The 25,291-nt window shown below is 60.4% G+C and carries 22 protein-coding genes, 1 other RNA gene and 1 pseudogene; 19 read left to right on the top strand and 5 right to left on the bottom strand.

Annotated features, from left to right (window positions below):
• Nucleotides 1-157: 157 nt before the first annotated feature.
• Nucleotides 158-562, top strand: a complete 405-nt coding sequence (gene ndk / locus DW024_RS04430; protein ID WP_055251725.1) for a nucleoside-diphosphate kinase — start codon at nucleotides 158-160, stop codon at nucleotides 560-562.
• A gap of 156 nt (nucleotides 563-718) precedes the next feature.
• Here the strand turns inward: ndk and rpiB are convergent, their stop codons facing one another.
• Entirely contained in the window at nucleotides 719-1,186 is a 468-nt protein-coding gene (rpiB, locus tag DW024_RS04425; RefSeq protein ID WP_055251633.1) for a ribose 5-phosphate isomerase B, read from the bottom strand.
• Nucleotides 1,187-1,457: 271 nt separating this feature from the next.
• Here rpiB and DW024_RS04420 point away from each other — a divergent pair, with 271 nt between their 5' ends.
• On the top strand, nucleotides 1,458-2,777 hold the full coding sequence (locus DW024_RS04420; RefSeq protein ID WP_118065226.1) for a serine dehydratase subunit alpha family protein: 1,320 nt from the start codon (nucleotides 1,458-1,460) through the stop codon (nucleotides 2,775-2,777).
• 269 nt (nucleotides 2,778-3,046) lie between these two features.
• On the opposite strand, the gene DW024_RS04415 is transcribed toward DW024_RS04420, so the two are convergent.
• Nucleotides 3,047-3,805: an HAD family hydrolase gene (locus DW024_RS04415; protein WP_118065228.1), complete on the bottom strand. Its 759-nt coding sequence runs from the start codon at nucleotides 3,803-3,805 to the stop codon at nucleotides 3,047-3,049.
• A gap of 315 nt (nucleotides 3,806-4,120) precedes the next feature.
• Between DW024_RS04415 and rpsA the strand changes: the two genes are divergently transcribed.
• From rpsA to DW024_RS04400, 3 genes are all read left to right on the top strand, one after another.
• Nucleotides 4,121-5,287, top strand: a complete 1,167-nt coding sequence (gene rpsA, locus DW024_RS04410; protein ID WP_022095232.1) for a 30S ribosomal protein S1 — start codon at nucleotides 4,121-4,123, stop codon at nucleotides 5,285-5,287.
• Between the two features lie 324 nt (nucleotides 5,288-5,611).
• Nucleotides 5,612-5,973, top strand: an RNA gene (rnpB, locus tag DW024_RS04405) — RNase P RNA component class A.
• An 81-nt stretch (nucleotides 5,974-6,054) separates the two neighbouring features.
• Nucleotides 6,055-6,693 (top strand): YigZ family protein, encoded by a 639-nt coding sequence (locus DW024_RS04400; protein WP_199576928.1) that lies wholly within the window; start codon nucleotides 6,055-6,057, stop codon nucleotides 6,691-6,693.
• A gap of 67 nt (nucleotides 6,694-6,760) precedes the next feature.
• Here the strand turns inward: DW024_RS04400 and DW024_RS04395 are convergent, their stop codons facing one another.
• On the bottom strand, nucleotides 6,761-7,207 hold the full coding sequence (locus DW024_RS04395; RefSeq protein WP_089571609.1) for a C-GCAxxG-C-C family protein: 447 nt from the start codon (nucleotides 7,205-7,207) through the stop codon (nucleotides 6,761-6,763).
• Between the two features lie 234 nt (nucleotides 7,208-7,441).
• Between DW024_RS04395 and DW024_RS04390 the strand changes: the two genes are divergently transcribed.
• The 4 genes and pseudogenes from DW024_RS04390 to DW024_RS04375 form a co-directional block, all read left to right on the top strand.
• Nucleotides 7,442-8,725 (top strand): O-acetylhomoserine aminocarboxypropyltransferase/cysteine synthase family protein, encoded by a 1,284-nt coding sequence (locus DW024_RS04390; protein WP_118065232.1) that lies wholly within the window; start codon nucleotides 7,442-7,444, stop codon nucleotides 8,723-8,725.
• A gap of 141 nt (nucleotides 8,726-8,866) precedes the next feature.
• A complete protein-coding gene (locus DW024_RS04385) occupies nucleotides 8,867-10,171 on the top strand; it encodes an MFS transporter (RefSeq protein WP_118065234.1) in 1,305 nt (434 codons plus the stop codon).
• A 157-nt stretch (nucleotides 10,172-10,328) separates the two neighbouring features.
• Nucleotides 10,329-10,907, top strand: a complete 579-nt coding sequence (locus tag DW024_RS04380) for a xanthine phosphoribosyltransferase (protein ID WP_118065236.1) — start codon at nucleotides 10,329-10,331, stop codon at nucleotides 10,905-10,907.
• 155 nt (nucleotides 10,908-11,062) lie between these two features.
• Nucleotides 11,063-11,371 (top strand): annotated as a pseudogene (locus DW024_RS04375) (peptide chain release factor-like protein); the annotation flags it as partial.
• Nucleotides 11,372-11,392: 21 nt separating this feature from the next.
• Here the strand turns inward: DW024_RS04375 and DW024_RS04370 are convergent.
• Entirely contained in the window at nucleotides 11,393-12,355 is a 963-nt protein-coding gene (locus DW024_RS04370) for a diacylglycerol kinase family protein (RefSeq protein ID WP_118065238.1), read from the bottom strand.
• An 86-nt stretch (nucleotides 12,356-12,441) separates the two neighbouring features.
• Nucleotides 12,442-13,863: a chloride channel protein gene (locus DW024_RS04365; RefSeq protein WP_192934557.1), complete on the bottom strand. Its 1,422-nt coding sequence runs from the start codon at nucleotides 13,861-13,863 to the stop codon at nucleotides 12,442-12,444.
• Between the two features lie 211 nt (nucleotides 13,864-14,074).
• On the opposite strand from DW024_RS04365, the gene glp reads away from it, so the two are divergent.
• From glp to yedF, 10 genes are all read left to right on the top strand, one after another.
• Entirely contained in the window at nucleotides 14,075-15,337 is a 1,263-nt protein-coding gene (gene glp, locus DW024_RS04360; RefSeq protein ID WP_118377060.1) for a gephyrin-like molybdotransferase Glp, read from the top strand.
• A gap of 10 nt (nucleotides 15,338-15,347) precedes the next feature.
• Entirely contained in the window at nucleotides 15,348-15,827 is a 480-nt protein-coding gene (locus DW024_RS04355) for a molybdenum cofactor biosynthesis protein B (protein WP_118377059.1), read from the top strand.
• 204 nt (nucleotides 15,828-16,031) lie between these two features.
• A complete protein-coding gene (modA, locus tag DW024_RS04350) occupies nucleotides 16,032-16,904 on the top strand; it encodes a molybdate ABC transporter substrate-binding protein (RefSeq protein ID WP_117773612.1) in 873 nt (290 codons plus the stop codon).
• A 68-nt stretch (nucleotides 16,905-16,972) separates the two neighbouring features.
• On the top strand, nucleotides 16,973-18,415 hold the full coding sequence (gene modB, locus DW024_RS04345) for a molybdate ABC transporter permease subunit (protein ID WP_233541331.1): 1,443 nt from the start codon (nucleotides 16,973-16,975) through the stop codon (nucleotides 18,413-18,415).
• A gap of 3 nt (nucleotides 18,416-18,418) precedes the next feature.
• Complete coding sequence (locus DW024_RS04340; RefSeq protein WP_118377057.1) at nucleotides 18,419-19,489, top strand: sulfate/molybdate ABC transporter ATP-binding protein; 1,071 nt, start codon at nucleotides 18,419-18,421, stop codon at nucleotides 19,487-19,489.
• Between the two features lie 462 nt (nucleotides 19,490-19,951).
• Entirely contained in the window at nucleotides 19,952-21,235 is a 1,284-nt protein-coding gene (locus tag DW024_RS04335) for a double-cubane-cluster-containing anaerobic reductase (RefSeq protein ID WP_117854997.1), read from the top strand.
• A 150-nt stretch (nucleotides 21,236-21,385) separates the two neighbouring features.
• Nucleotides 21,386-22,549: a double-cubane-cluster-containing anaerobic reductase gene (locus tag DW024_RS04330; RefSeq protein ID WP_117637557.1), complete on the top strand. Its 1,164-nt coding sequence runs from the start codon at nucleotides 21,386-21,388 to the stop codon at nucleotides 22,547-22,549.
• 154 nt (nucleotides 22,550-22,703) lie between these two features.
• Nucleotides 22,704-23,468 carry an acyl-CoA dehydratase activase gene (locus tag DW024_RS04325; protein ID WP_117639211.1) on the top strand — a complete coding sequence of 255 codons (765 nt, stop codon included), beginning with the start codon at nucleotides 22,704-22,706 and terminating at the stop codon, nucleotides 23,466-23,468.
• 70 nt (nucleotides 23,469-23,538) lie between these two features.
• Nucleotides 23,539-24,588 (top strand): selenide, water dikinase SelD, encoded by a 1,050-nt coding sequence (gene selD, locus DW024_RS04320; RefSeq protein ID WP_117854998.1) that lies wholly within the window; start codon nucleotides 23,539-23,541, stop codon nucleotides 24,586-24,588.
• Nucleotides 24,589-24,647: 59 nt separating this feature from the next.
• Nucleotides 24,648-25,274: a sulfurtransferase-like selenium metabolism protein YedF gene (gene yedF / locus DW024_RS04315; RefSeq protein ID WP_117629428.1), complete on the top strand. Its 627-nt coding sequence runs from the start codon at nucleotides 24,648-24,650 to the stop codon at nucleotides 25,272-25,274.
• Nucleotides 25,275-25,291: the final 17 nt, after the last annotated feature.

Raw genomic sequence — 25,291 nt, 5'->3', positions numbered from 1 at the left:
CGAAACAGAAGTGACACATATGGAGCGCTTTAATAAATTGCAGCGTTTCAATAAACAGCTTTTTGTTTAACTGCAGCTAAAACTCTGTTACGATGCAGTCCAGGCGGGTGCCGGAATGGGACTTGGGCACGCGCGAACCTACTTGAAAGGCTACCTTATGGCTATCGAGAAGACCTTCATCATGATTAAGCCCGACGCGGTGCGCGATCGCAAGATCGGCGAGATCGTTGCTCGTATTGAGCGTAGCGGCCTTGTCATCGAGCGCATGGAGATGACCACGCTCGAGCGCGCTACCGTCGAGGAGCACTACGCCCATCTGGCCGACAAGCCCTTCTTTGGCGGTCTCTGCGACTTTATGACGAGCGGTCCGGTCGTCAAGATGGTCGTTTCCGGTCTCTCCGCTGTTTCCAAGATGCGCACCCTTATGGGCGCTACCAACCCGCTTGATGCTGCGCCCGGCACCATCCGCGGCGACTTCGCCGTCGATGTCAACGCCAACGTGATTCACGGCTCCGACTGCCTGGAGAACGCCGAGATCGAGATCAAGCGCTTCTTTGGCTAAACCAGCTTTGACTCCTTAAAGCTGTTAGCGTGTGGCTTGGGCGCCGCGGAACTCCATCCGCGGCGCTCTTTTTATTCAAAAAGCTACTAAGAAGGGGCCCGCTCGGACATGTGCTCCGAGCGGGCCCCTTGCTGTTGGCATGTGGCGCTGAGCGGCTTAGGCCTCGTCGACGACCTTAAGGCCGCGGGTCTGGTCGATCTCGTTGAGGAGGTTGACGCGACGCTCGTGGCGGCCGCCCTCGAACTCGGCGTCGAGCCACTCGTCGACGATCATCTTAGCGAGCTCGGAGCCAACGACGCGGGCGCCAAAGGCGAGCACGTTGGTGTTGTTGTGCATGCGGGAGAGCTTGGCGCTGAAGGGCTCGGAGCACACGACGGCGCGTACGCCCTCGACCTTGTTGGCAGCCAGGCTGATCCCGACGCCGGTACCGCAGATCAGGATGCCCAGGTCGACGTCGCCGTTGGCAACGGCCTTACCCACCTTGTAGCCGGCGATGGGGTAGTCAAAGCTCTCGGAGGTGTCGGTGCCAAAGTTCACGACCTCGCAGCCGCGCTCCTTCAGGTGCTCGGAAATGATGTTCTTGAGCTCGACGGCGGCGTGGTCGTTACCGATACCGATCTTCATAGATGGTTCCTCTCTGGTCTGTGCGGCGCAAATGCTAAAGGTGTTTACCGCGTTCGACTGCATGATAGCGCGACTTTTGTGTAAACGCTCGGGCGTTTTTTGATCAAACGCTTTAGCAGGCAACAAGACCCGCATTTCATGAATGAATGCCGCCAGTTTGTGCTTGAGCGCCGTCCGCCGGAACCATGGTTGCGGTTTTTGATGCATTGTTATCAAATAAAGGAGCCAACTTTTTTGAGAGTCCAGCCCGTTATGCAAGCAGGAGATACCTATGCCTACCGATTCCATCCGTGATGCCGCGTTTTGCGATGTTTTGAACCGCGAGCTTGTCTGTGCACTCGGCTGCACCGAGCCCATTGCCGTTGCCTATGCAGCGGCGCTGGCGAGCCAGACGCTCGGTTGCGAACCCGATCATATGGATGTTGCCTGCTCGGGCAACATTATCAAGAACGTTAAGAGCGTGACCGTGCCCAACTCGGGCGGTATGCACGGTATTGAAGCCGCGGCCGTGCTGGGTGCCGTGGGCGGCGACGCTAAGAGCGCGCTCGAGGTGCTCGAGAGCGTTAACGATGAAGACCGCGCTCGCGTGGCCGAGCTCCTCGCCGACGCTGGCTACTGCGATGTGTCGCTTGTCGAGGGTGTGCCCAACCTCTACATCAAGGTGACTGCGACGGCCGGGGGCCATACCGCGGTCGTCGAGATTACCGATCACCACACTAATGTCACGTGCCATACGCTCGATGGTATTCCGGTATGCGGCAAGTCGGCGGGGGAGTGCGCCGCCTGCGCCGAGCGCGTGGTGGCCGAGCGTGCGGCAGATAACGCCGATACGCCCATGTCCATTGATTCCATCATCGACTTTATCGAGGACGGTGACATTGAGGGCGCCCGCGCTGCCGTTGAGCGTCAGATTGAGCTGAATGGCGCAATCAGTGCCGAGGGCCTTGCGCACGCTTGGGGCGCCGAGGTGGGTCGTACGCTGCTGGGTGCTCGTGCCGATGACGTCGCCTGCCGTGCCCGTGCCCGTGCGGCCGCCGGGTCCGACGCCCGCATGAACGGTTGCGCGCTGCCGGTCGCCATTGTGTGCGGCTCGGGCAATCAGGGCATTACCTGCGCACTGCCCGTCATGGAGTATGCCGAGTACCTGCGCTGCGACCACGAGCGTCTGGTGCGCGCCGTGATGCTGTCCGATCTTATCGCCGTGCATATCAAGAGCTATATTGGTGCGCTTTCGGCGTTTTGCGGTGCTATTTGCGCCGCGTGCGGCGCCGGCGCTGCGATTACCTGGCTGTGCGGTGGCACGCGCGAGCAGATTGGCGCGACGGTCTCGAATACGCTCGGTAACGTGGGCGGCATCGTGTGCGACGGCGCCAAGGCGAGCTGTGCCGCCAAGATCTCGGCTGCCGTCGATGCAGCGATTCTGGGCCATGATATGGCCATGCAGGGTCGCGGCTTCCGCGCCGGCGAGGGCCTGATCCAAGATACCGTTGAGCAGACAATCGCCAGTATGGGCTACGTAGGCCGTGTGGGCATGAAAGATACCGACGTCGAGATCCTCAACATCATGATCGGCAAGACTCGAGTGTGCTAGTTCGTTAGTTACGCGGGTTTACCAACCCGCGTAACGGCTCGACGCTGCAAACCCGCCAGAGCGGCAATCTGCCTTTCAACTTCGGCGGCATGATCAAAAGATCAATGCCGCTTCGTTTCAAGGCACCTTGCTCGCTCTGGCGGGTTTTCGCTGACTTTGCCTAAACATCGGGGTAGTCATTGGGGACGTTCTTAAATGACTAGTCGTTGGGGACGTTCTTGTTTGACTAGTCATTTAAGAACGTCCCCAACGACTATTAAGTCTGAACGTTAGCTCAGTTCGTCGGCTACTTGGTGTTCGTAGAAGGCTTCGATTACGGCGTTGAAGTCGCGGGCGAAGTCTTCCATGGTTCCACGCCAGGTGGCTCGGCCGGGCTTTCCTTGGCCCACATAGGCGGTTTGAATACCGCAGTCGGGGCTGGGGAAATCGCGCTTGGGGTCGTTGCCCACCATGAGGACCTCATGTGGCTCGAGCCCCATGACCTGCAGCTGCTCTAGATAATATGTGGCATCGGGCTTGCAGCGCGTGGCGTTGCCCATGTGCGTTACGAGCTCGAAGGGCGCGTCTGTCAGCTCGCCCCAGCCCATGCGGCATTCGATGGCCCCCTGCGGAAAGCTGGGGTTGGTAAAGAGCGCGCAGCGCAGTCCTGCATCCTGTACGGCCTGGAGCGCGGCATGTGCGCCTGGCATGGCTCTCGCATTGATCATGTCATCGTTCTTGTGTGGCAGGACTTCGCGGTCGTAGTAGGTAGACGCCTCGTAGATGAGGGGGTCGGAGAGGCAGATTCCACACCGGCGCTCAACCTCTTTCTGGTAGAACTCAAGATTGGTGCGATTGTCCGTGCTGCTGCGGCGATTGGCGTTGAGATCGACCAGAATTGTGCCTAGGCGTGCCATCGTGCCGCCTCGGCTGCGTCGCCCGATATCCGCGAGCATCGACGAGACATCCTTAAAATAGCGAAGGATGAATGCGTTGAGGTTGATGCTAAGAAGCGTCTCGTCCATATCGAAAACGACTGCTTTGAGCACGCGGGCACCTTTCTCGTAAATTTGATCTAGAGTCGTTGGCTCCGGATACTTTACCCCAAAGCCAAATGCCTGGCTGGTTATCGTCAAGTTGTGGAGACGTGTGTTCATAAGATTGCGAAAAAGTCTCCATACGAGTAAAAAATCGCAGTTCACGCTTGAAATCGAAGTGATTTCCCCGTAATCTATACGGACGTGATTGCATAAGCGTCACATCAGTATCTGTCGGCTCCCGAGTGTTCCTAAACGTTGTGTGCTTGTCGCACCCTTCTGTAGGTCCTAGCAATCGGGGCCCCGTAGTTCGAAAGGGGTCCACCTTTGAGTGAGATTCAGAACTCGTCCATTTTCTCTCTTGACGATGTCAACGAGGAGGAGATGAACAACCTCATCGACGGTACGATTACCGACTTTGATGAGGGCGATCTCGTTAACGGCACTGTCGTTAAGATCGAGCATGACGAGGTGCTCGTTGACATCGGATTTAAGTCCGAGGGCGTTATCCCGGTCCGCGAGCTGTCCATCCGCAAGGACGCTAACCCTGCAGACATCGTTGCACTCGGTGATCCCATCGAGGCCCTCGTTCTCCAGAAGGAGGACAAGGACGGTCGTCTGGTCCTGTCCAAGAAGCGTGCCGAGTACGAGCGTGCTTGGAACCGCATCGAGGAGAAGTTCAACTCCGGCGAGAACGTCGAGGGCGAGGTTATCGAGGTTGTCAAGGGCGGCCTGATCCTCGACATCGGCCTGCGTGGCTTCCTGCCCGCTTCCCTCGTCGACCTCCGTCGCGTCAAGGACCTCACCTCCTACATGGGCACCCGCATCGAGGCTCGCGTCATCGAGATGGACCGCAACCGCAACAACGTCGTCCTCTCCCGTCGCGTCGTGCTCGAGGAGTCCCGTAAGGCCGAGCGTTCCGAGATCCTGTCCAAGCTCAAGTCTGGCATGCGTCTCCAGGGCACCGTTTCCTCCATCGTCGACTTCGGCGCCTTCGTCGACCTCGGCGGTATCGACGGCCTCATCCACATCTCCGAGCTCTCCTGGAACCACGTCAACCATCCTTCCGAGGTTGTCAAGGTCGGCCAGGAGGTCGAGGTCGAGGTTCTCGACGTCGACCTCAACCGCGAGCGCATCTCCCTGGGTCTCAAGCAGACCACCGAGGATCCGTGGCGCGCACTGGTCAAGAAGTATCCCGTCGGCGCTATCGTCGAGGGCACTGTGACCAAGCTTGTCCCGTTCGGCGCTTTCGTCGACCTGGGCGAGGGCATCGAGGGCCTGGTGCACATCTCCGAGATGGCCAACAAGCACGTCGATCAGCCTTCTCAGGTCACCCACGTGGGCGACAAGGTTCAGGTCAAGGTCATGGAGATCGACCTCGACCGTCGTCGTATCTCCCTGTCCATGAAGTCCGCTGCTGAGACTCTGGGCGTCGAGATCGAGGTTACCCCGCTGCCTTCCGAGAAGAAGGACGAGGAGACTGACGCCGAGTAAATCGGTTTGACGATCACTTGTTTTAAGGGATCCGTCCGTAATGGACGGGTCCCTTTTTGCATTTGGCACCGAGATGCGCAATGCTGCCGGGCTGTCCACAGGCTATTGAATTGTCGGTGCATGAAAAAAGCCGACATCCCGCCTCGGGGAGGAGGCGGGAACGCACCGAGTAGACGGAGGGGTGCGGAGCGCGGTCGCGTCTCGACTGACAACGTTGCCCATCGACGGGATTATTGTAGCGCATGGGCGCTTCTTGGTTTATCGTGTCGAGCGCTTGTGTTGTGCCGTTGCCTGTGGCGGCGGTGTGCTACACTCTTGCACTGCTGAGTGGGCCAGACGGTCGCGCGATGTACTGCTTGCGGTACGCGTGAGGAAAGTCCGGGCTCCAGAGGGCGGGATGCCGGCTAACGGCCGGGCGGAGTGATCCGACGGAAAGCGCCGCAGAAAAGAAGACTCCCACCTGCGTCGCAAGGCGTAAAGGGAAAAGCTGAAACGGTGGTGTAAGAGACCACCAGCGTCGTGGCAACACGGCGGCTTGGCAAGCCCCATCCGGAGCAAGCGCGAATAGGAACGCTATGGGCCGGCCCGGTCCGCGTTCGGGTAGCGTGCGTGGAGCTGCACGGTAACGTGCAGACAAGATAAATGACCGTTCACGACAGAACCCGGCTTACAGGCCCACTTGGCATTTTTGTTACCCTGACAATCGGTACGGCCTTTGCCGTATTATTGAGGCTGTTTGTTGCTGCGCTTTATTTTGTTGAGGGGCTTTGTTGGACAGCTATTTTACTCTGCAATCGAATATTGAGGTTTCGGGCGAGTTTGTGGACCGCAAGAGCCGGTTTATTGCCCAGCTGGTCCATATTGAGTCCGAGGACGAGGCGAATGCCTTTATCGAGATGGTTCGCAAGCGTCATTATGACGCTCGACACAATGTTCCCGCGTGGATTTTGGTCGATGGACGCGAGCGCCAGAGCGATGATGGTGAACCGAGCCGCACGAGTGGTATGCCGACGCTCGAGGTGCTGCGCGGTGCGGGGCTCAAAAATGTTTGCTGCGTAGTGACACGCTATTTTGGTGGTACGTTGTTGGGACCTGGTGGCTTGGTACGCGCCTATACCGCGGCGACGCAGACGGCGGTGGCTGCGGCTCAGGAAGCCGGGCAGATCGTTGAGATGACGAGCGTCGTGCCGGTTGATGTGCGTGTGGCCTATCCGCAGTATGAGCAAGTGCTTCGTTTGGCCCAGGATTCGGATGCCAAGGTTTCGGATACCGATTACGCGGATGCCGTGACGATTCATTTGGTGTTTAAGGCGGGGGAGCAGGAGCCGTTTTGCGTTAAGATGCGCGAGCTTATGGCGGGGCGTGAGGAGATTGAGGTCAGCGCTCCCGAGTTTGCTGAGTTCTAACGACGACGGCCGGCGTGCTTTTGGATGAATCCCAAGCGCGCCGGCCGTCGTTTTATGTTGTCGCCGTTTACTCGGCGAGCTGCTTTAGCACATCGCAGGCGATGTCGACGGCGTCGTCGATGCAGCCGGGGCAGCTGCGGAGCGGACCCTGGTCCGATCCGACGCCTTTGAGCGTGCCGCAGACGGTCGTGGTGTTCTTCTCGCCAAAGCGCTTGGCAATCTCGCGCGACAGCTTGTAGGTCTGGCCCTTGGTCTTGGGGTTCTCCATACCATCGCTCATCACAAAGCCCATGATGGCCACGGCGCCCGAGATGGCGCCGCAGGTCTCGGTCATGCCGCCCATGCCGGCGCCAAAGCCCTCGGTGAGGGTAAAGGCGATCTGGGGGTCGAGCCCCACAGCGGGCGCGAGCGTGCAAGCGACAGCCTGGGCGCAGTTAAAGCCGCGGGCGTGGTACTCGGCAGCCTGAGCCTGGCAGGCGGCAGTGTTGAGCTGGGTGGTATCGATCTGCTTCATCGTTGTCTCCTTGTTCATGGTGTACCCGCCTATGGTACCCTTGCCGGCGCATTCGCTTATCGAGACCGCAGTGCATATCTCATTGTTTTTCGCCATCGAACACTTTCTTAAGATTTGGGACAAATAAACCTGATTAATTTGTCCCATAACCTATCGGCGGGATGGGTTGAGAGGGGTGCGGGGTAGCGGTATCGTGAACCGAATAAAAACAAAACCCAAGTAAGGGAGTTGGATATGAGCGAGCAGACCATCGGTACTACATGTGTTCAGGGCGGCTATCACCCGGGCGACGCGGAGCCGCGCCAGGTGCCCATCTACCAGTCCACCACGTGGAAGTACGACACGTCCGAGCACATGGGCAAGCTGTTTGACCTGGAGGAGTCTGGTTACTTCTACAGTCGTCTGCAGAACCCCACATGCGATCTCGTTGCCGCCAAGATCTGTGAGATGGAGGGCGGCACCGCTGCGATGCTCACGAGTTCGGGCATGGCCGCGAACTTCCTCGCGATCTTTAACGTGGCCGGTGCCGGCGATCATGTGGTCGCTAGCTCTGCTATTTATGGCGGTACGTATAACCTGCTCGCCCACACCATGGGCCGCATGGGCGTGACTTGCACGTTTGTCGCCCCCGACTGCACCGATGAGGAGCTGGAGGCAGCCTTCCGGCCCAACACCAAGCTCGTCTTTGGCGAGACGATCGCCAACCCCGCCCTTGCCGTGCTCGATATTGAGCGCTTTGCCAAGGCCGCACATGACCACGGCGTGCCGCTGATGGTCGACAACACCTTCCCGACGCCCGTGATGTGCCGTCCCTTTGAGTGGGGCGCCGACATCGTTACGCACTCCACCACCAAGTACATGGATGGACATGCTGCCTACCTGGGTGGCGTGATCGTCGACCACGGCCAGTTTGACTGGATGGCCCATGCAGACAAGTTCCCGGGTCTCACCACGCCCGACGAGAGCTATCACGGCGTGACCTATGCCGAGAAGTTCGGTCGCGAGGGTGCCTTCATTACCAAGGCAACCGCTCAGCTCATGCGCGACCTCGGCCCCATGCAGAACCCGCAGGCGGCGTTTTTCCTGAATAGCTCGCTCGAGAGCCTGCATGTGCGTATGCCGCGTCATTGTGAGAACGGCCTGGCCGTTGCTAAGTTCCTGCAGAGCCATCCCAAGGTGCGCTTTGTAAGCTATCCGGGCCTGGAGGGCGATAAGTACTATGACATCGCTCAGAAGTACATGCCTAACGGTACCTGCGGCGTGGTGAGCTTTGGCTTTAACGGTGGTCGCGCGGCGGCCGAGACCTTTATGAAGAGCCTTAAACTTGCCCAGATCGCCACGCATGTGGCTGACGCCCGCACCTGCTGCCTGCATCCCGCTAATGCCACACACCGCCAGATGAACGATGAGGAGCTCATCGCCTGTGGCATCTCCGCCGACATGGTGCGCCTGTCGTGCGGCCTCGAGGATACGGCCGATCTGATTGCCGACCTTGAGCAGGCGCTCGAGCAGTGCTAGGCTAGCTTCTCGTATGAAGCGACGGAGCCTCTTGGGGTTCCGGTGACATATAGTTCCGATTCCGTAGGCGGGACCCCAATCGCGACTGTTCGCAGGCGATTGGGGCCCCGTTTTTGCGTTGCACCACTCGAAAGGATGGATATGGAGAAAACTGCAGAGCAGCTGCGCCGCGAGCACATTGCCCTTGAGGGCGATACCCATGGCAAGAACAAATGGGCGATTCTGTTTACCGTGCTCATCATGACGTTTATGTCGTGTCTGGATTCGACCGTCGTGACCGTGGCGTTGCCCGTGATGCAAAAGGAGCTGGGCGTGGGCCTCGACCGCATCCAGCTGGTGAGCTCGGTGTACCTGCTTGCGACATGCGTGGCTATGCTGCCGTTTGGCCGCTTGGGCGACGTGCGCGGCAAGGTGGGCGTATTCCAGCTGGGCGTAATCGTTTTTACGGTCGGCTCGCTGCTTTGCGGCCTTTCGAGTTCGCTAGAAGTTCTTATTCTGGCACGCATTGTGCAGGGCGTCGGCTGCGCGGCGGCCATGGCTAACAACATGGGTATCATCACCGAGTCGTTTCCGGCGCGCGAGCGCGGTCGTGCCATGGGTATTCTCGCGACCTTCGTGGCCCTCGGCATGATGTGTGGCCCCGTGCTGGGCGGCATGCTGGTGGCAAGCTTTCCCTGGGAGAGCATCTTCCTCATCAACCTGCCCATTGGCGTCATCTCGTTTATCGTGGGACTCTATACACTACCGCATGTTAAGCCGGAGGCCGGCGAGCGCCCCATGTCCCTGATTGAGGCTGCTCGTCGCTGCTTTGCAAATTCGGCCTTCACCATCAACCTTGCTTGCATGCTCATCGTGTTCGTTGGTATTGGCGCATCCGAGTTTATCCTGCCGTTCTATTTTCAGGACGCTCACGGCTTTGGTTCCGATATCTCTGGACTACTCTTTTTGGCGCTGCCGATGGTGAATGCCTTTATCGGCCCGCTTTCGGGTACGGTTTCGGACCGCGTTGGCTGCGAGGGACCCACGGCGGTCGGTCTAGGCGTGTACGTGTGCGGTCTCTTTGCGGTAAGCACGCTTGACGAGCGCTCTTCTATCCCTGTGATCGTGTGTTGCGTCGCGTTTATGTCGTGCGGTACGTCGATTTTCCAGAGCCCCAATAACTCGCTGTATATGGGCTCAGCTCCTCGCGAAGCACTCGGTTTTGCGGGCAGCTTGGGCAGTTTGGCGCGATACGCCGGCATGGCACTCGGCATTACGGCGGCGTCGCATATCCTGTATGGGCAGATGAGCGTGGCGATGGGCGAGGCCGTGACCAGTTTTGTTGCGGGCCGTCCGGATGTGTTCCTGTTTGGTTTTCGTTCGGTGTTCTATGTGTTGATGGCCGTGGCAGCCGTGGGCTTTGCGCTCGCCATGGTGCGTTTGGTGAAGATGCGCGCCCGCCATTAGCGTGTTGGGAGGCTGTCTGCCACGATTCGCGCCGTCCCAAAAAGACTGGTTTGTGGTGCGATGTGGCTTGTGGGACGGGCGGGGGTCGGTCCGTGGTAGACTATCGAACAACGTTTATTAATCGCGCGGTATCGTTGCCGCGAGAAGGGGTTGCGCCATGCAGGAGCTTGAGGATCGTATTCGCCATGACGGCATCGTAAAGGCCGGTAACGTCCTTAAGGTTGATGCCTTCCTCAACCACCAGTGCGACGTTGAGCTGTTCGACCACATGGGTGCCGAGTGGGCCCGTCTGTTCGAGGGTGCCGAGATCAACAAGATCCTGACGATTGAGGCTTCGGGCATTGGCATGGCTTGCATCGCAGCCCAGCATTTTGGCGGCGTGCCGGTGGTCTTTGCCAAGAAGGCACAGTCCATCAACCTCGACGGCGAGCAGTATGCCACGACCATCTACTCCTTTACTAAGCAGAAGGAGTACCCGGTCATCGTTGGTAAGCGTTTTCTGTCCGAGGGCGACAAGGTCCTGATCATCGACGACTTCTTGGCCAACGGCTGCGCGCTCGAGGGTCTTATCAAGATCTGCGAGGCTGCGGGTGCCGAGGTATCCGGTATTGGCATTGCGGTGGAGAAGGGCTTCCAGGGCGGTGGCGATAAGCTCCGCGAGCGCGGCTTCCGCGTTGAGAGCCTGGCCCGTATCGCCGATATGGACTGCGAGACCGGCGAGATCACCTTCGCCTAAGCGCGCAACACAAGCGATTGGTATGCGATGTGACAAAGGGACTGTCCCTTTGTCACATTTTTTGTATGAGGGGAGGTGTTGATATGGATGAGAACAAGATGGGGTGGCGCGAGTATGCGCGCTATGCCGAGATGTCGGCCGAGGAGTTGGCGCGCGATTGCGAGGTGCAGGTGTTTCGCGCGACGGGTCCGGGCGGACAAGGCGTCAACACGACGGACTCTGCTGTGCGCATGAAACATGGGCCCACGGGGATTGTCGTGACGGCGCGCGAGAGCCGTAGTCAGTTTCAGAATCGCGCGAGCTGCCTGCGTAAGCTGCGCGCAGAGCTTGAGCGTCGTGGCCGTCCGCCGCGCCGTCGCGTCAAGACCAAAGTGCCCCAGCGATCGCGCCAGCGCAGGCTCAACGACAAGCACTTCAATGCGATTAAAAAGGCTAACCGTCGCAAGCCGGGGAGCGACGAGTAGCCGATTGTTTCGCTGGTCTTGCTAGCGGGTGGGGTGCCAGACTTGGAGGGCGCCGGGTAGGATGTCGACTTCGATGCGCGAGGCGACGATGGGCTCGCCGTCGGCCTGGATGGGGTAGTCGGGCTCCTCAAAAGTTAGCTCGGCATGGCGGCAGCGGCGCATGCGAACCGGTGGCAACTTGGTATGGTGGCCGTCCTTGGCCGAAAGGAACATAGGCAGGGCTACCGCGCGAGGGACGGGGCCGCAGGCGTAGCAGACGTCGAGCATGCCGTCGCAGGGGTCGGCATCGGGGCAGATGCGATAGCCCGAGCCATACGTGGGGCCCAGCTGTATCGCCATAATGATCGCCCTCACGCGCTCTGTGGGCGCGCCGTCAAAGCTGACTGTCATAGGATAGTTGCGATAGCGTAGGCCAAACTGCTCAAGTCCCGAGAGGGTGTAGAGCGGCGCGCCCGTCAAGCCGGTCTTTTTGCGCAGCTCGGTGGTGCTAAGGCCGATGGCAGCATCGATGCCGACCGAGAGCGTCTGGTCGTAGTACTCAACGGTAGCCTCGCCGCTGCCGCTCGCAGGGCTCCACGAGCGAATGCGCCCGATATCCTGACGCTGCAGCTCGCAGGTGAGCAGCGCGCCAAAATCCTTGCCGGAGAAATCGTCGATGCCGAGCGTCTGGGCAAAATCGTTGCCGGAGCCCACGGGCAGGACGGCAAGAGCGGGGCGGGCGTTCTCCTTTTGCGTCATAAGCCCGTTGACGACCTCGTGAATCACGCCGTCGCCGCCGAGTGCGATAACGGTGCGATAGCCCTGAGCCTGTGCGGCCAGCTCCTTGGCGTGTCCCATACGCTCGGTCAACACCAGGTCAAACTGGGATGCGCGTGCAGTCATGTCCAAAAAGCGTTGCAGGCGTTCGGCAACTTCGCGTGCCGCACCCGACTGGGCGGCTGGGTTGGCGATGATGAGCGTGCGACCAAAATCAGTTGCGTGCATGGGGCGACTCCCGGCGTGTGACATGACGGTGCGGTCGCGCTCAGGTCGAATTAGCCCCGATTGTGGCTGCACGGCGATTATTACATCTACTCTATCAGGTCGTTGTGGCGCTCGATAGCATCCGCTACCGTACCGCCCTCATCCACAATAAGCGAACGGCGCTTGGGTGAGATGATGCGCTGGGCGGGGTACACGCCGCGGTGTCCGCCGGTTAGGTAGCTGATAAAGGCCACGATGACAAAGAACCCGGCGGCCGTGCCGTGGAACAGGTCGATGGCCATCATGCAGGTGGTGATGGGCACGTTGAGGCCGGCGCAGAACACGCCGAGCATGCCGAGAGCCGCCAGAAAACTGGGGTCAAGCCCGGTAAGGCAGCCGATCCAGCCGCCGAGCGCCGCACCGATGCCAAACAGAGGCGTGACCTCGCCGCCTTGGAAGCCGGCGCCCAGGGTAAGCGCTGTGACGACCAACTTGATGGCTGCGTCCGCCAGGGTGGTGTTGCCTGCAAACCCGGCGCCGGAAAGCCACGTGGAAAGGCCGGCGTAGTCCCAGGCGTCGAGGAGGGCGTAGGCGGCCAAAACCACGAGTGCGCCTATGAGTGCGCGAACGAGGTAATTGGTGATAAAGCGGCCGTACAGGCTCTTGACGGTACGAACCGACCAGGCAAAGAGACGTGCGGTGAGACCAAAGATGATGGCGCTGATGACTACGATGACAACCGTCCGTGGTGTCATGTTGGGAACGCTGGCGATGACATTCGCCTCGTACTCGGTTCCCAAGGCAAGCGACGTAAAGTAGCCGGTAAACGAGGCGACCAGGCAGTAGATGCCCGCGGTGTAGTCGATCTTGCCGATAAAGCACATCTCCATGCCAAAGAAAGCTCCAGCAAGGGGTGAACCGAATACGGCGCCAAAGGCCGACGAGATGCCGGCGAGCATGAGGTCGTGGTGGTCATGCTTTTTGAGGTGGGCGAGGCTCGAGATGTTGCTGGCGATGGTGCCGCCAATCTGCACCGCAGCTCCCTCGCGACCGGCCGACCCGCCCGTTAGGTGCGTGAGCGTGGAGCAGACGAAGGTGAGAACGGCCATGCGCATATGGATGAGGCGTGTGCCCAGAGCGGAGTCGATGACCAGGTTGTTACCGCGTTTGGCGGCAAGGCCGTGGTTTTTGTACACCCATGCGGTGGCAACGCCCACAACGGGAAGCAAGGCGTAGACCCATGCATGGTGCTCGCGATAGTCGGTCGCGATATTCAGCGAGGTCAAAAACGCCCAGGCGGCAACGCCCATGGCGAGCGAGACGATGACGACGAGTGTGAGCAACTTGGCGCTCGCGAGTAGGTTGCGGGCGTTGCGGCGCGTGTCGGCGGCCAAGAGATGCTCGGAGCGGGTGAGCTGATGCCTGCCGGCCATGATGACGTCGTTCAGGGAGAAAAAGCCGCCGTCGTCGAGCGACTGAGAATGATCCTGCGCTTCGTTTGCGCTTTCGGGTTTGTCGGTAAAAGTCATACGTTCCTCTTTTGGGTTGCAACACGAGCATTATAAAACGCGGTAAACGCGACGAGCCGGTGGGTTGGTTTTGGTTTTGTTTCGCGGCTTGCGGCCGACAGATGTATTCGCGGCCGCGGGCCAGGTCTTGAGCAGGCGGCGAGGGATTATACTGAGAGAAACATAAAGAATCGGCGCTTTTGTTGCGCGCCGCAGCATGCTAGAGGTGTATATGGCTGAGAAACTCATTCCGTTGGAGGACGCGCAGGCGATCGTCTTGTCGCACGTGAATCGCACCGAAGTCGTCGAGATTCCCGTGTGGCAGGCCGCCGGTCTTCCCTTGGCAGAGGATGCGGTGGCCGATATCGACATCTCGCCGTTTGCCAACAGCGCTATGGACGGATATGCCGTGCGCTCGGCGGACTTGGCGCAGGCATCTGGCGAGGCGCCGGTGACGCTCGACGTTATCGGACACGAGGCTGCGGGCCATGTGTTTGAGGGCACAATCGGCGCGGGCGAGACGGTCCGCATCATGACGGGCGCGCCGGTACCCGAAGGTGCCGATGCCGTGGTGAAGTATGAGATCGTCGATGTGCTCGTCGGTGACGGCAACGAGGGTTCGCGTGTGAGGTTCTCGGCGCCTGCCAAGGTAGGGGAGAACGTTCGCTCTGCCGCCGAGGAGGCCCATGCCGGCGATGTTGTGATGCACGCCGGCGAGGTCGTGGCTCCGGCGGGCGCCGGCTTGTTGGCGAGCGCCGGGTATGCGAGCGTGAAGGTGCATGCCGCGCCGCGTGTGGGCATTATCTCGCTGGGCACGGAGCTGGTCGCGCCGGGTGAGCTGCCGGCGCGCGGGCAGATTCGCGACTCCAACTCGTCGGCGTTGATGGCCGAAGCGCTCGATGCAGGAGCCGAGCCCGTGTTCTACGGCATTGCGCCCGATGATGAGCAGGCGATTGCCGAGCTGGTGCATCGCGGCGTGCTGGAGTGCGATTTTGTCATTACGAGCGGTGGCGCCTCGGCAGGCGACTACGACTACGTGACGGCGCTCGTCCGGCGCGAGGGCGAGGTGCTGTTCGATCGCATCTCGATGCGTCCGGGCAAGGCCATCACGTTTGGCTTGCTTGGGGGTAAGCCCTACCTGGGACTTTCAGGCAATCCGGCCGCGGCGTATGTAGGCTTTGAGATGCTTGCGCGTCCGGCGATCCGCAAGATGCGCGGCTTTGCCGAGGGTACGCGTCCCGTGCAGCAGGCGACGCTCACGCACGGCGTGAAAAAGCGACAGCATCGCCGCTTCTTCGATCGCGCCACGGTTTTGCGCGACCCCGAGACCGGTGAGCTGTTGGTGACCGAGGCCAAGACGCAGAATTCGGCGCTGCTCGGCACGATGCAGCGGGCTAACTGCCTGTTGCGTGTTGACGAAGGACCGTGCGACCTCAAGGTGGGCGATGTCGTGGACGTTGTTCGCGTCGACCTGCCCGAGGGCGCCGTGTTGTAAGAGGAATGCTATGGAGCTGAAGATATCGATCGTGACGTGCTCGGATACGCGCGATCTTGCCCAGGACGAGGCTGGAGCCGCACTCGAGGAACTTATCGAGGCGCAGGGCTGGACGGTCGCCTCGCATGTGGTCGTGCGCGACGACGTCAGCGAGATCGGTGATGCCATTGTGGAAGCCGCCGATGAGTGCCACGCCAATGTCGTGCTCACCTGCGGCGGCACGGGGCTTTCGATGCGCGATGTGACGCCCGAGGCGGCGCGTACCGTCTGCGATCGCGATGTGCCGGGTATTGCCGAGGCGATCCGTGCGTACTCCATGACCAAGACGCGCCGCGCCATGCTCTCGCGCGCCGTGTGCATGCAGCGTGGGTATACGCTTGTCATCAACTTTCCGGGATCCACGAAAGCGGCCCGCGAAAGCTGGGAGGCCGTGAGCGACCAGCTGGAGCATGCGGCCCAGATGACGGCGGGCGGCGGGCACACCAAATAAGCGCACTACCTGCGGCGGAGCGACCTTGCGAGTCGCTCCGCCTTTTTATGCATCGACAGCGCGGGCCGTCTCGTGGTTATTGGTAAAAGAAAATTATCAGGCGAGAAATCTTTATCACTGATATTATTCGCACGAAAGTATAATCTAATTACAGAATAAAGCTCGCGGTGGGGTACCCGGGCACAAGGTCCGAAAGGGTTGAACATGTTCGATATGGTTTCTCGCCGCGGATTCGTCTCGCTTTCTGCTGTCGCCGCTGCCGGCCTTGGTCTTGCCGGCTGCTCGGGCAACAATACGTCCGAGCCGGCCGGATCCGATGCCGGTTCTGCTAAGGCATCTTCCAAGAAAGCTGTCGAGCTGCAGGTCTTTGCCGCCAACTCGCTCGAGAAGGCTCTGCCCGAGGTTCAGGAGCTTTATACCGACCAGACCGGCACCGCCTTTGCCGACACGCAGTTCAAGGCCTCCGGCGACCTCGTCGAGCAGATGCGCGCCGGTGCCGCCGTTGACGTGCTCATCACAGCCTCCAAGGGCACCATGGATGACGCCGAGGCCGCCGAGCTCGTCGACGCCGACACCCGTGAGGATATGTTCGTCAACGACCTCGTGATCATTCGCGCTGAGGGCTCCGACACCAAGGTCGAGGCCATCGCCGACGTCGCGAATCTGGACGGCAAGATCGCCATTGGCGACGCCAAGACCGTTCCCGCCGGCAAGTACGCCAACCAGGCCCTGGCCTCCGTGGGCCTCTACACCGGCACCGAGGGCGACGACGGCGAGTACGCCCCCGAGATCGCCGACAAGGTGGCCCTGGCCGACAAGGTCGGCACGGCTGCGTCTTACGTCTCTACAGGCGACTGCGTGGCTGGCTTTGTCTACAGCTCCGACATCTACCGCTACGACGGCATCGAGGAGGCCTTTGTGTGTCCCGAGGACTCGCATAAGCCCATCGTGTATCCGGGCGCTGTCGCCGATGGCTCCGAACATGCCGACGAGGCCAAGGCGTTTATCGACTTTTGCCTGTCCAACAAGAAGGCCCAGAAGATTTGGGCCAAATACGGCTTTGAGCTTTCCGCGTAGTGCGGCTTGGCGCGATAATTCCATCGTTTTGTGTTTAACTCCGTCCTTGTATTCTCTTGGAGCTTTTTGTGCTTAATAGATTCCGCATGCTTGTCGCCTGTGCTTTGACCTTCGCGCTTTGCTGGGTGCCGGGATTTGCGTTTGCTGGGGACGCCGAGGACGGGGCCCAGGTTGCTGCGACCGCTCATGGGCTTTCCTATGGGATCGAGGGTTTTGAGCGGTTGGCCAAGGGGACCGCTCGTGCCATGGAGGGCCAGCCTGAGGGCTACCGGTTTCCCGTTGACGAGGACGTGGACCTTGTAGTGGCGCCTGCTGCCGATCGCGTTGTGGTGTGGATATCGCCCAAGGCGGTCGAGAAGTATGGATTGGATCCGCAGGACAACGAGTGCGTATCGGGCCTCAAGGCCCTCGTCTGTGAGCTCGACAGCGCAAACTGCATGGGAGGTGCGCAGCTGGGGGACGTGGATCTTCCTTGGTATGTCACGGCGGAAGCAACGTTTGATGCCGGCGGGTATACCTATGGCTTTGACGAACGCGGTGCGGATGGGGACCGCTATGTGGTGATTGCATCGGCCTCGGGTGATGCCAAGGGCGGCGCGCGTTGGCTTGATAGCGCTCAAATGGTAGAAGCATCGTCAGTCGTGTTGCGGAATGAGCAGGGGCCCTTGACCTCTTTGGCCTCCTTTTTAGGCGGCATCGACTACCGCCCGTTTTGGGTGTCTATCAAAACGAGCGGCCTTGCCCTGCTGATTGCCTTTGCACTGGGCTTGTTTGCCGCGTGGAAGACTATGGGTACCTCGAGTCGCATCAAGGGCCTGCTCGATTCGGTCTTTACGATTCCTATGGTGCTGCCGCCCACGGTCTGCGGCTTTCTGCTCCTCATGCTGTTTGGCCGCTCGACCGGGGTGGGCCAGTGGCTCATCGCGCACGGCATCTCGATCGTCTTTACCTGGCCCGCGGCGGTCATTTCGGCCGTCGTTGTGTCGTTTCCGCTGGTCTACCGCACGGCGCTCGGAGCCTTCGAGAGCCTCGACACGCAGATGCTCGACGCCGCGCGCACGCTCGGGTGGTCCGAACGTCGCATCTTTACCAAGCTTATGATGCCGCTCGGCTGGCCCTCGATTGCCGCCGGTACGGTGCTCGCCTTTGCCCGCGCCATGGGAGAGTTTGGCTGCACGCTGTTCTTTGCGGGCAACTATGCCGGCATTACGCAGACCATTCCCATCGCCATCTACTTTGAGTGGATGGGCGGCAACACGTCGGTAGCTCTCTTTTGGGTCATTGTCGTAATCGTGTTCAGTTTCCTGGTCATCCTGTTCATCAACATGTACACGGCGCATTCGCAAAAGTATCGCGAACGGGGCCTTTCCCGTGCGGAGCGCAGGCAGGCCAAAGATTTCGCCGGACAGGGCGATTCGCTCGACCCGGTCGGCGGCGATGCGCTGCGTATCGATCGCGAGGCGCTGGCCGAGCTCATGCGCGATGACGCCGTCTCGACGGGAGGTCGATAGGCCATGTCGCTCGTTTTGGATATTAAGAAACGTTATCCCGGGTTTGTGCTCGACATGCATCTTGAGGCCGGCGAGGAGCGCGTGGCACTGCTGGGCGCCTCGGGTTGCGGCAAGAGCTGCACGCTGCGCTGCATTGCCGGTGTGGAGACGCCCGACGAGGGCAAGATCGTCGTCAACGGCGTGACCTTTTTTGATTCGGCGGCGGGCATCAACCTATCGCCCCAGGAGCGTAAATGCGCCCTGCTGTTCCAAAACTATCAGCTGTTTCCCAATATGACGGTGGCCGATAACGTGTGCGCCGGCGTACAGGATGCGGGTGACGTCGCTGCACGCAAAAAGCTCGCCGAGCGCTATCTGGGCATTTTTGGTCTGGCCGATTTTGCCGACCGCTATCCCGCACGCCTCTCGGGTGGTCAGCAGCAGCGCGTGGCGCTTGCGCGCATGGTGGCGGCACACCCGGGCATTTTTATGTTCGACGAGCCCATGAGCGCGCTCGATGCCTACCTCAAGAGCGCGCTCGAGCAGAACATGCTCGACCTGTTCGACGTATGCAACCGCACCGTGCTCTACGTGAGCCACGATATCGACGAAGCGTGTCGCCTGTGCCAGCGCATTTGCGTGATGCATAACGGGCATGTGGAGGAGATCGGCTCCGTCGAAGATGTGGTCCGCCGGCCGCAAACCTTGGCCGCGCTGCGCTTGACGGGCTGCAAGAACACAAGCCGGGCGTGCAAGATCGGCGACGAAGAAGTTGAGGCTCTCGACTGGGGCATGACCTTTAATGTGGGTCGCGAGGTTCCTGATGATGTGGCGTACCTGGGGATTCGCGCAAGTTACTTCCATGTTGACAACCGTGCCGAGCGGGGTCGTAACAGCTACGACTTACACGTGGCCCGGGTGAGCGATTCGCGCTTTGAGCGGCTGGTGCTGTTGGACGTGCCACGTGTCGATGCGCCCACGCGTCTGCAGTGGAAGGTCAACAAGGTGAGCGTGGCTTCCGACGAGCTGCCGCAGGCCGACGAGACCCTGCGCATGCACTTCGATGCCAAGAGAATTCATCTGGTTTGTCGATAATGTGACAAAGGGACAGTCCCTTTGTCACATGCGGGACCTCGGTCGCCTAGAAGCGCGACCGTTTGCCGAATCTAGACTGACAAAACCTTATCAATATGATAAATAATTATCAGAGGGTAGGTTCGGGCATTAGACATCTTGTGCTCCGATGCTGTCGTACGTGTGTCGGCGGTGTTCGTCTGGACGACGACCGCCGGTATAATTGCCTTCGATAAGAAATAGGAGGGTGCGTCGATGCCGCAGATGACATATTCGTGTCGTATTGCGGCGCGCGCCCTGTATATGGCTCGGAGCCGCATATGAGCAGGTATGTTCACGGCTCCGGGAGAGACGACGCACAACTAAATAATCGACCGCAAAGTAGGTTCCCTAAAAATCCGGTTTTGAGCACGGCCGGGCAATCGCCGCCCGTCGTGCATCGATACCGCTGTTATCCGTTTTTGGTTCGAGAGGGGAACCGTTATGGCTGAAGAATTCGATTTCCATCCGATGTGGGAGAGCCTCGGCATGAATCTTGCCGACCACGATATGCTGCTGGGCGCCGTGGGCCAGATGTACGGCGACATGTTCCTGACGCAGAACAATCGCCCCAAGTCCACGTCCTACCTGGACTTTGTGGCCACCAACATCCATAGCGGCCGCATTAAGGAGATGCTCGACAAGAAGGAGGCTGGCGAGGCCACCAAAATCGTGGGCTCGTTCTGCGTGTACGTGCCCGAGGAGATCGTGCTTGCCTGTGACGGCATTCCCGTTGGTCTGTGCACGGGTGCCGATTGGGCAACGGACAAGGTCGAGGAGCATCTGCCGCGCAACACCTGTCCGCTTATCAAGAGCTTTGCCGGCTTTAAGCTGGGCGAGGTCTGCCCCTACATTGAGTCGAGTGACCTAGTGGTAGGCGAGAACACCTGCGATGGCAAGAAGAAGGCCTACGAGTTCTTTGCAACGCAAAAGAACATGTACGTCATGGATATTCCCAACGTGCACGACGAGTCGACGCTCGTGACCTGGAAGGCCGAGGTCAAGAAACTCGCCGCCAAGATCGAGGAAGAGTGCGGCGTCAAGATTACGCCCGAGCGTCTGAAGGCTGCCATCCACGCCGTCAATGAGAAGCGCCGCGCCCTGCAGCGCCTCGCTGCCACGCGCGCTGCCGACCCTGCACCTATTAGCGGTCTCGACAGCCTACTGACCGTTCAGGCCGCCTTTATGGACGACACGCCGCGTCTGACCGGAGCCATCAACGATATGGCGGCTGAGTGCGAGCAGCGTGTCGAGGCTGGCGAGGGCGTGGCGCCCAAGGGGACCAAGCGCATCCTGTACACCGGCACGCCCATGGCCGTGCCCAACTGGAAGCTGTTCAACCTCATCGAGAAAGCCGGCGGCGTTGTGGTAGGCGAGGAGTCCTGCACGGGCTCGCGCTACTACAAGGACCTGGTCGACGAGTCCGGTGAGACGGTGGACGAGATGCTCGATGCCATCGCCGAGCGCTACTTTAAGATCAACTGCGCCGTCTTTACGCCCAACGACCAGCGTATGAAGGACATTGTCCAGATGGCCAAGGACCTGCATGCCGACGGCATCGTCGACGTGGCCCTGCAGTTCTGCACGCTCTATGAGATGGAGTCGTTTGCCGTGGAGAAGGCCGCCGAGGAAGCCGGCATTCCGTTTATGCACATCACGACCGACTACGCCGGTGAGGATGCAGGCCAACTGCAAACCAGGATCGAGGCCTTCTTGGAAACCATTTAGGGCTATCCGTCCCGGCGGCTTTCCCAGGCACCCGATCTTGCCGTTCAAACCGTCGCTTGCGTGCGAAAGTACGCGGCGCGTCTCTTTCACGGCAACCTCGGGCACCTGGGAAAGCCGCTTCCTTGGTTGGTTAAAAGGTTTAGGAGTTATATGTCGGAAAATATTGAGCAGCCGTTGCCCAGCACGTTTGAGGAGTTTAACGAACAACGCAAGGCGGCGTTTATTCGCGTTAAGGATTACAAGCAGGCGGGTAATCGCCTGGTCGGCTTTTTGTGCAGCTATACGCCGCTCGAGATTATCGATGCCGCGGGCGCCTCGAGCGTGGCTCTGTGCGGTACGTCCGACGAGGTGATTCCCGAGGCCGAGAAGGTGCTGCCGGCAAACCTCTGCCCGCTCATCAAGTCGACGTATGGTTTTGCCTATTCGCAAAAGTGCCCGTTTACGTACTTTAGCGACATGATCATCGGCGAGACCACCTGCGACGGCAAGAAGAAGATGTACGAGCTGCTCAACGAGCTCAAGCGCACGCACATTCTGCACCTACCGCAGGGCCGCGACCGCGCCTACGAGCGCGAGGGCTGGTACGAGGAGTGCCGTCTGCTCAAGGAGGAGCTCGAGAACTTCTACGACATTACGATTACCGACGGCGACCTACGCGCTGCTGCCCGTCGTCGCAATCGCCTGCGTGCGGCCCAGCTCGAGATGTTTGCGCTGCAGGCCAACCAGCCGGCGGCCATGAGCGGCGTCGATCTGATGAGCACCATGTTTGCCGGTACGTTCAGCTTTGATATCGAGGCCTATACGCAGCAGCTGGAGCAAAAGGTCGCTAACCTGCGCGAGGCCTACGAGGCCGGCGAGCACCCGGTTGCGGCGGATGCCAAGCGCATCCTGATCACCGGTTGCCCGGTGGGCGGCGTAATCAACAAGATCGGTCGCACCATCGAGTCCAACGGCGGCGTGGTCGTGTGTATGGATGACTGCTCGGGTGAGCGCACGGCGGCCATGATGGTCGACCCGGATGCGCCCGACATCCTGCGTGCGATCGCCGACCGCTACCTGGATATCAACTGCTCGGTTATGACGCCCAACGACGGTCGTATGGAGAACACGCTGGCCATGTGCGAGAAGTATCACGTCGATGGCGTAGTGGAGAGCGTGCTCCAGGCGTGCCACACCTTTAACGTGGAGAGTGCACGCATGCAGGAGGCCGTCGAGGGTGCGGGTATTCCGTATATGAAGATCGAGACCGACTACAGCAACGGCGACATGGGCCAGATCGAGACCCGCATCGCCGCCTTCATCGAAACCCTCTAGCTTCCTCAGGCACCGGATCTTGCCCCTCAAACCGTCGCTTGCGTACCAAAGTACGCCGCGCTCCTCTTTCGGGGCAACCTCCGGCACCTGAGAAACCTAGAGCTAAGGCGCCTGAACGCGCCGCTGTCTTTGATGTTTGGATTAGGAGAGAGCCATGATAGGGATCGGGGTCGATATCGGGTCTACGGCGGCTAAGGCTGCTGTGGTCGATGGTGAGGGTTCGGTGGCGTGGACGTGCGTGCAGCCAACCGGGTTCTCCTCGGTCGATGCCGCCGATAGGTTGCGCGAGGCGCTCGCGGCGGCGGGCTTTGACGTTGCATCCGATTCTGCGCGTGTGGTGGCCACGGGTTACGGGCGCGTGGCTGTGCCATACGCCCACAAGGTTGTGACCGAGATTACCTGCCACGGCGCCGGTGCCGTGCGTCTGTTTGGCGATCGCGGCACGGTGATTGACGTGGGCGGCCAGGACACCAAGGTCATTCAGCTTAAAAATGGCCGCGTGGCCAAGTTTGCCATGAACGACAAGTGCGCTGCCGGCACGGGGCGCTTTTTGGAGATCATGGCCGACCGCCTAGGTATTTCTCAACAGCAGATGGCCGACCTGGCGCGTTCCGGCGAGCCTACCAAGATTTCCAGCATGTGCACGGTGTTTGCCGAAAGTGAGGTCATTAGCCTGATCGGTCGCGGTGAGCCGCGCGAGAACATCGCACGTGGCGTGATCGACAGCGTGGTCTCGCGCGTGGCGACCATGGCCGGGCAGGCCGCGGGCGCCCCGTACTACCTGACCGGTGGCCTGTGCGAGAACGCCTTCGTGGTGGAGCGGTTGGGCGAGCTGCTGGGGTCGCCGGTGACCACCTCGCCCCAGGCTCGCTTTGCCGGTGCCATCGGCGCGGCGATTCGCGCACAGGCGCTCGATTAATGCATCGGCCGTGGGCCTGCATTCATGCGTATACTGGGAGGAAATGATTGACCGATGAGAGGAGGTATCGATGGCTGACGATCAGATTAAGCTCACGTCTATGACTGCCGCGAGCGGTTGAGCCGCTAAGTTGGCTCCTGGAGCCCTCGCCCAGGTCCTGGGCGACTTACCCAATGTGCATAACGACAACCTGCTCGTGGGGTTCGATACCTCCGACGATGCTAGTGTTTTTCGTGTTGGCGAAAACCTGGGCCTCGTGCAGTCCGTCGACTTCTTCCCGCCGATGGTCGACGACCCGTTCCTGTTTGGTCAGATCGCGGCGGCCAACTCGCTGTCGGACATTTATGCCATGGGTGGACGACCGAGCCATGCCATGAACCTGCTGTGCATTCCCAGTTGCCTGGGCGTCGAGGTCGCAGGTGAGATTCTGGCGGGTGGCGCCGATAAGTGCGTCGAGGCGGGTTGCTCCATCGCGGGCGGCCATACCATCAACGACGACGAGCCCAAGTACGGCCTGTCCGTGAGCGGCTTTGTCTCGCTCGACCGCATGCTCGCCAACAGCGGCGCGCGCGCTGGCGATGTCCTGCTGCTGACCAAGGCGATCGGCTCTGGCATCATCACCACGGCCATTAAGGGCGAGCTCATCGAGCAGGACGAGGCCGCAGCCATGTTCGACTCGATGCGCACCCTCAACGAGGCCCCGATTCGTCTGGCCGAGGGCCTCGAGCTTCACGGCTGCACCGATGTCACGGGCTTTGGCCTGATCGGGCACGCGTGCGAGATGGCCGAGGGCTCAGGTGTGCAGATTGAGCTTGTGTCGGGGGCGGTGCCGCTCTTTGACCAGGTGCTCAATATGGCGCGTCTGGGCATTATCCCTGCCGGCGCCTACCGCAACCAGGATTTCTTTGGCCCGCGCGTGGCGGCCGACGATGACCTGGAGCCGGGAATGCTGGATGCGCTGTACGATCCGCAGACCTCGGGCGGCCTGCTCATCGCAGCGCCTGCTGCCGATGTGGATGAGCTCGCCCGCCGCCTGCATGCCGAAGGTCGCGTTGCCGCCACAATCGGCCGCGTGTGCGAGGCGGTGCCGGGTGGTCCTGCCGTTCACGTTGTGCATTAAGGAAAACCGTTTATGCGACCGTCTACTGTTCTGGGCGGTCCCTTTTGAAAGGATTTGCTATGTCTACCAAAATTGAAGTCAATGCCATGGGCGATGCCTGCCCGCTGCCCGTCGTCAAGACGCTCAAAGCTCTGAAGCAGCTTGATGGCGAGGGTGCTGTGGTGACCTCGGTCGACAACGAGACGGCCGTCAAGAACATCTCCAAGATGGCACAGGAAAAGGGCTGCACGGCCTCGGTCGAGAAGGTCGCCGATGCCGAGTGGCACGTGATCGTGGCGACCGCCGGCGCCGTTGCCGTGGCCGATCCTGAGCAGGACGGCGCCGCTTTCTGCGACGCCAGCGCCGGCAAGGGCAAGCTGGTCGTGGCCGTCTACACCGATTGCATGGGTCGCGGCGACGATGAGCTGGGCCACAAGCTCATGAAGGCCTTTATCTTTGCCGTGACGCAGCAGGAGGAGCTGCCCGCCACGATGCTCTTCTACAACGGCGGCGCCAAACTCACCGTCGAGGGGTCGCCGGTGCTTGACGACCTCAAGGGCCTGGCCGAGCAGGGTGTCGAGATCCTTACCTGCGGCACCTGCCTCGACCACTTTGGCATTAAGGACCAGCTTGCCGTGGGCGATGTCACGAACATGTACGTGATCGTCGAAAAGATGGAGCAGGCCGGCCGCGTCGTGCGTCCGTAGCGCCTGGGTGGGATTGC

The organism is Collinsella sp. AF37-9 (assembly GCF_003475115.1).
Lineage (GTDB): Bacteria > Actinomycetota > Coriobacteriia > Coriobacteriales > Coriobacteriaceae > Collinsella.
The sequence above is the reverse complement of the archived record's forward strand: the minus strand, read 5'-3'. Positions and strand labels throughout refer to the sequence as shown.

Coding starts and splice junctions, on each gene's coding strand:
- ndk (WP_055251725.1), top strand. CDS start 158: ATGGCTATCGAGAAGACCTTCATCATGATTAAGCCCGACGCGGTGCGC.
- rpiB (WP_055251633.1), bottom strand. CDS start 1,186: ATGAAGATCGGTATCGGTAACGACCACGCCGCCGTCGAGCTCAAGAAC.
- DW024_RS04420 (WP_118065226.1), top strand. CDS start 1,458: ATGCCTACCGATTCCATCCGTGATGCCGCGTTTTGCGATGTTTTGAAC.
- DW024_RS04395 (WP_089571609.1), bottom strand. CDS start 7,207: ATGAAGCAGATCGATACCACCCAGCTCAACACTGCCGCCTGCCAGGCT.
- DW024_RS04390 (WP_118065232.1), top strand. CDS start 7,442: ATGAGCGAGCAGACCATCGGTACTACATGTGTTCAGGGCGGCTATCAC.
- DW024_RS04385 (WP_118065234.1), top strand. CDS start 8,867: ATGGAGAAAACTGCAGAGCAGCTGCGCCGCGAGCACATTGCCCTTGAG.
- DW024_RS04380 (WP_118065236.1), top strand. CDS start 10,329: ATGCAGGAGCTTGAGGATCGTATTCGCCATGACGGCATCGTAAAGGCC.
- DW024_RS04370 (WP_118065238.1), bottom strand. CDS start 12,355: ATGCACGCAACTGATTTTGGTCGCACGCTCATCATCGCCAACCCAGCC.
- DW024_RS04365 (WP_192934557.1), bottom strand. CDS start 13,863: ATGACTTTTACCGACAAACCCGAAAGCGCAAACGAAGCGCAGGATCAT.
- glp (WP_118377060.1), top strand. CDS start 14,075: ATGGCTGAGAAACTCATTCCGTTGGAGGACGCGCAGGCGATCGTCTTG.
- DW024_RS04355 (WP_118377059.1), top strand. CDS start 15,348: ATGGAGCTGAAGATATCGATCGTGACGTGCTCGGATACGCGCGATCTT.
- modA (WP_117773612.1), top strand. CDS start 16,032: ATGTTCGATATGGTTTCTCGCCGCGGATTCGTCTCGCTTTCTGCTGTC.
- DW024_RS04340 (WP_118377057.1), top strand. CDS start 18,419: ATGTCGCTCGTTTTGGATATTAAGAAACGTTATCCCGGGTTTGTGCTC.
- DW024_RS04335 (WP_117854997.1), top strand. CDS start 19,952: ATGGCTGAAGAATTCGATTTCCATCCGATGTGGGAGAGCCTCGGCATG.
- DW024_RS04330 (WP_117637557.1), top strand. CDS start 21,386: ATGTCGGAAAATATTGAGCAGCCGTTGCCCAGCACGTTTGAGGAGTTT.
- DW024_RS04325 (WP_117639211.1), top strand. CDS start 22,704: ATGATAGGGATCGGGGTCGATATCGGGTCTACGGCGGCTAAGGCTGCT.
- yedF (WP_117629428.1), top strand. CDS start 24,648: ATGTCTACCAAAATTGAAGTCAATGCCATGGGCGATGCCTGCCCGCTG.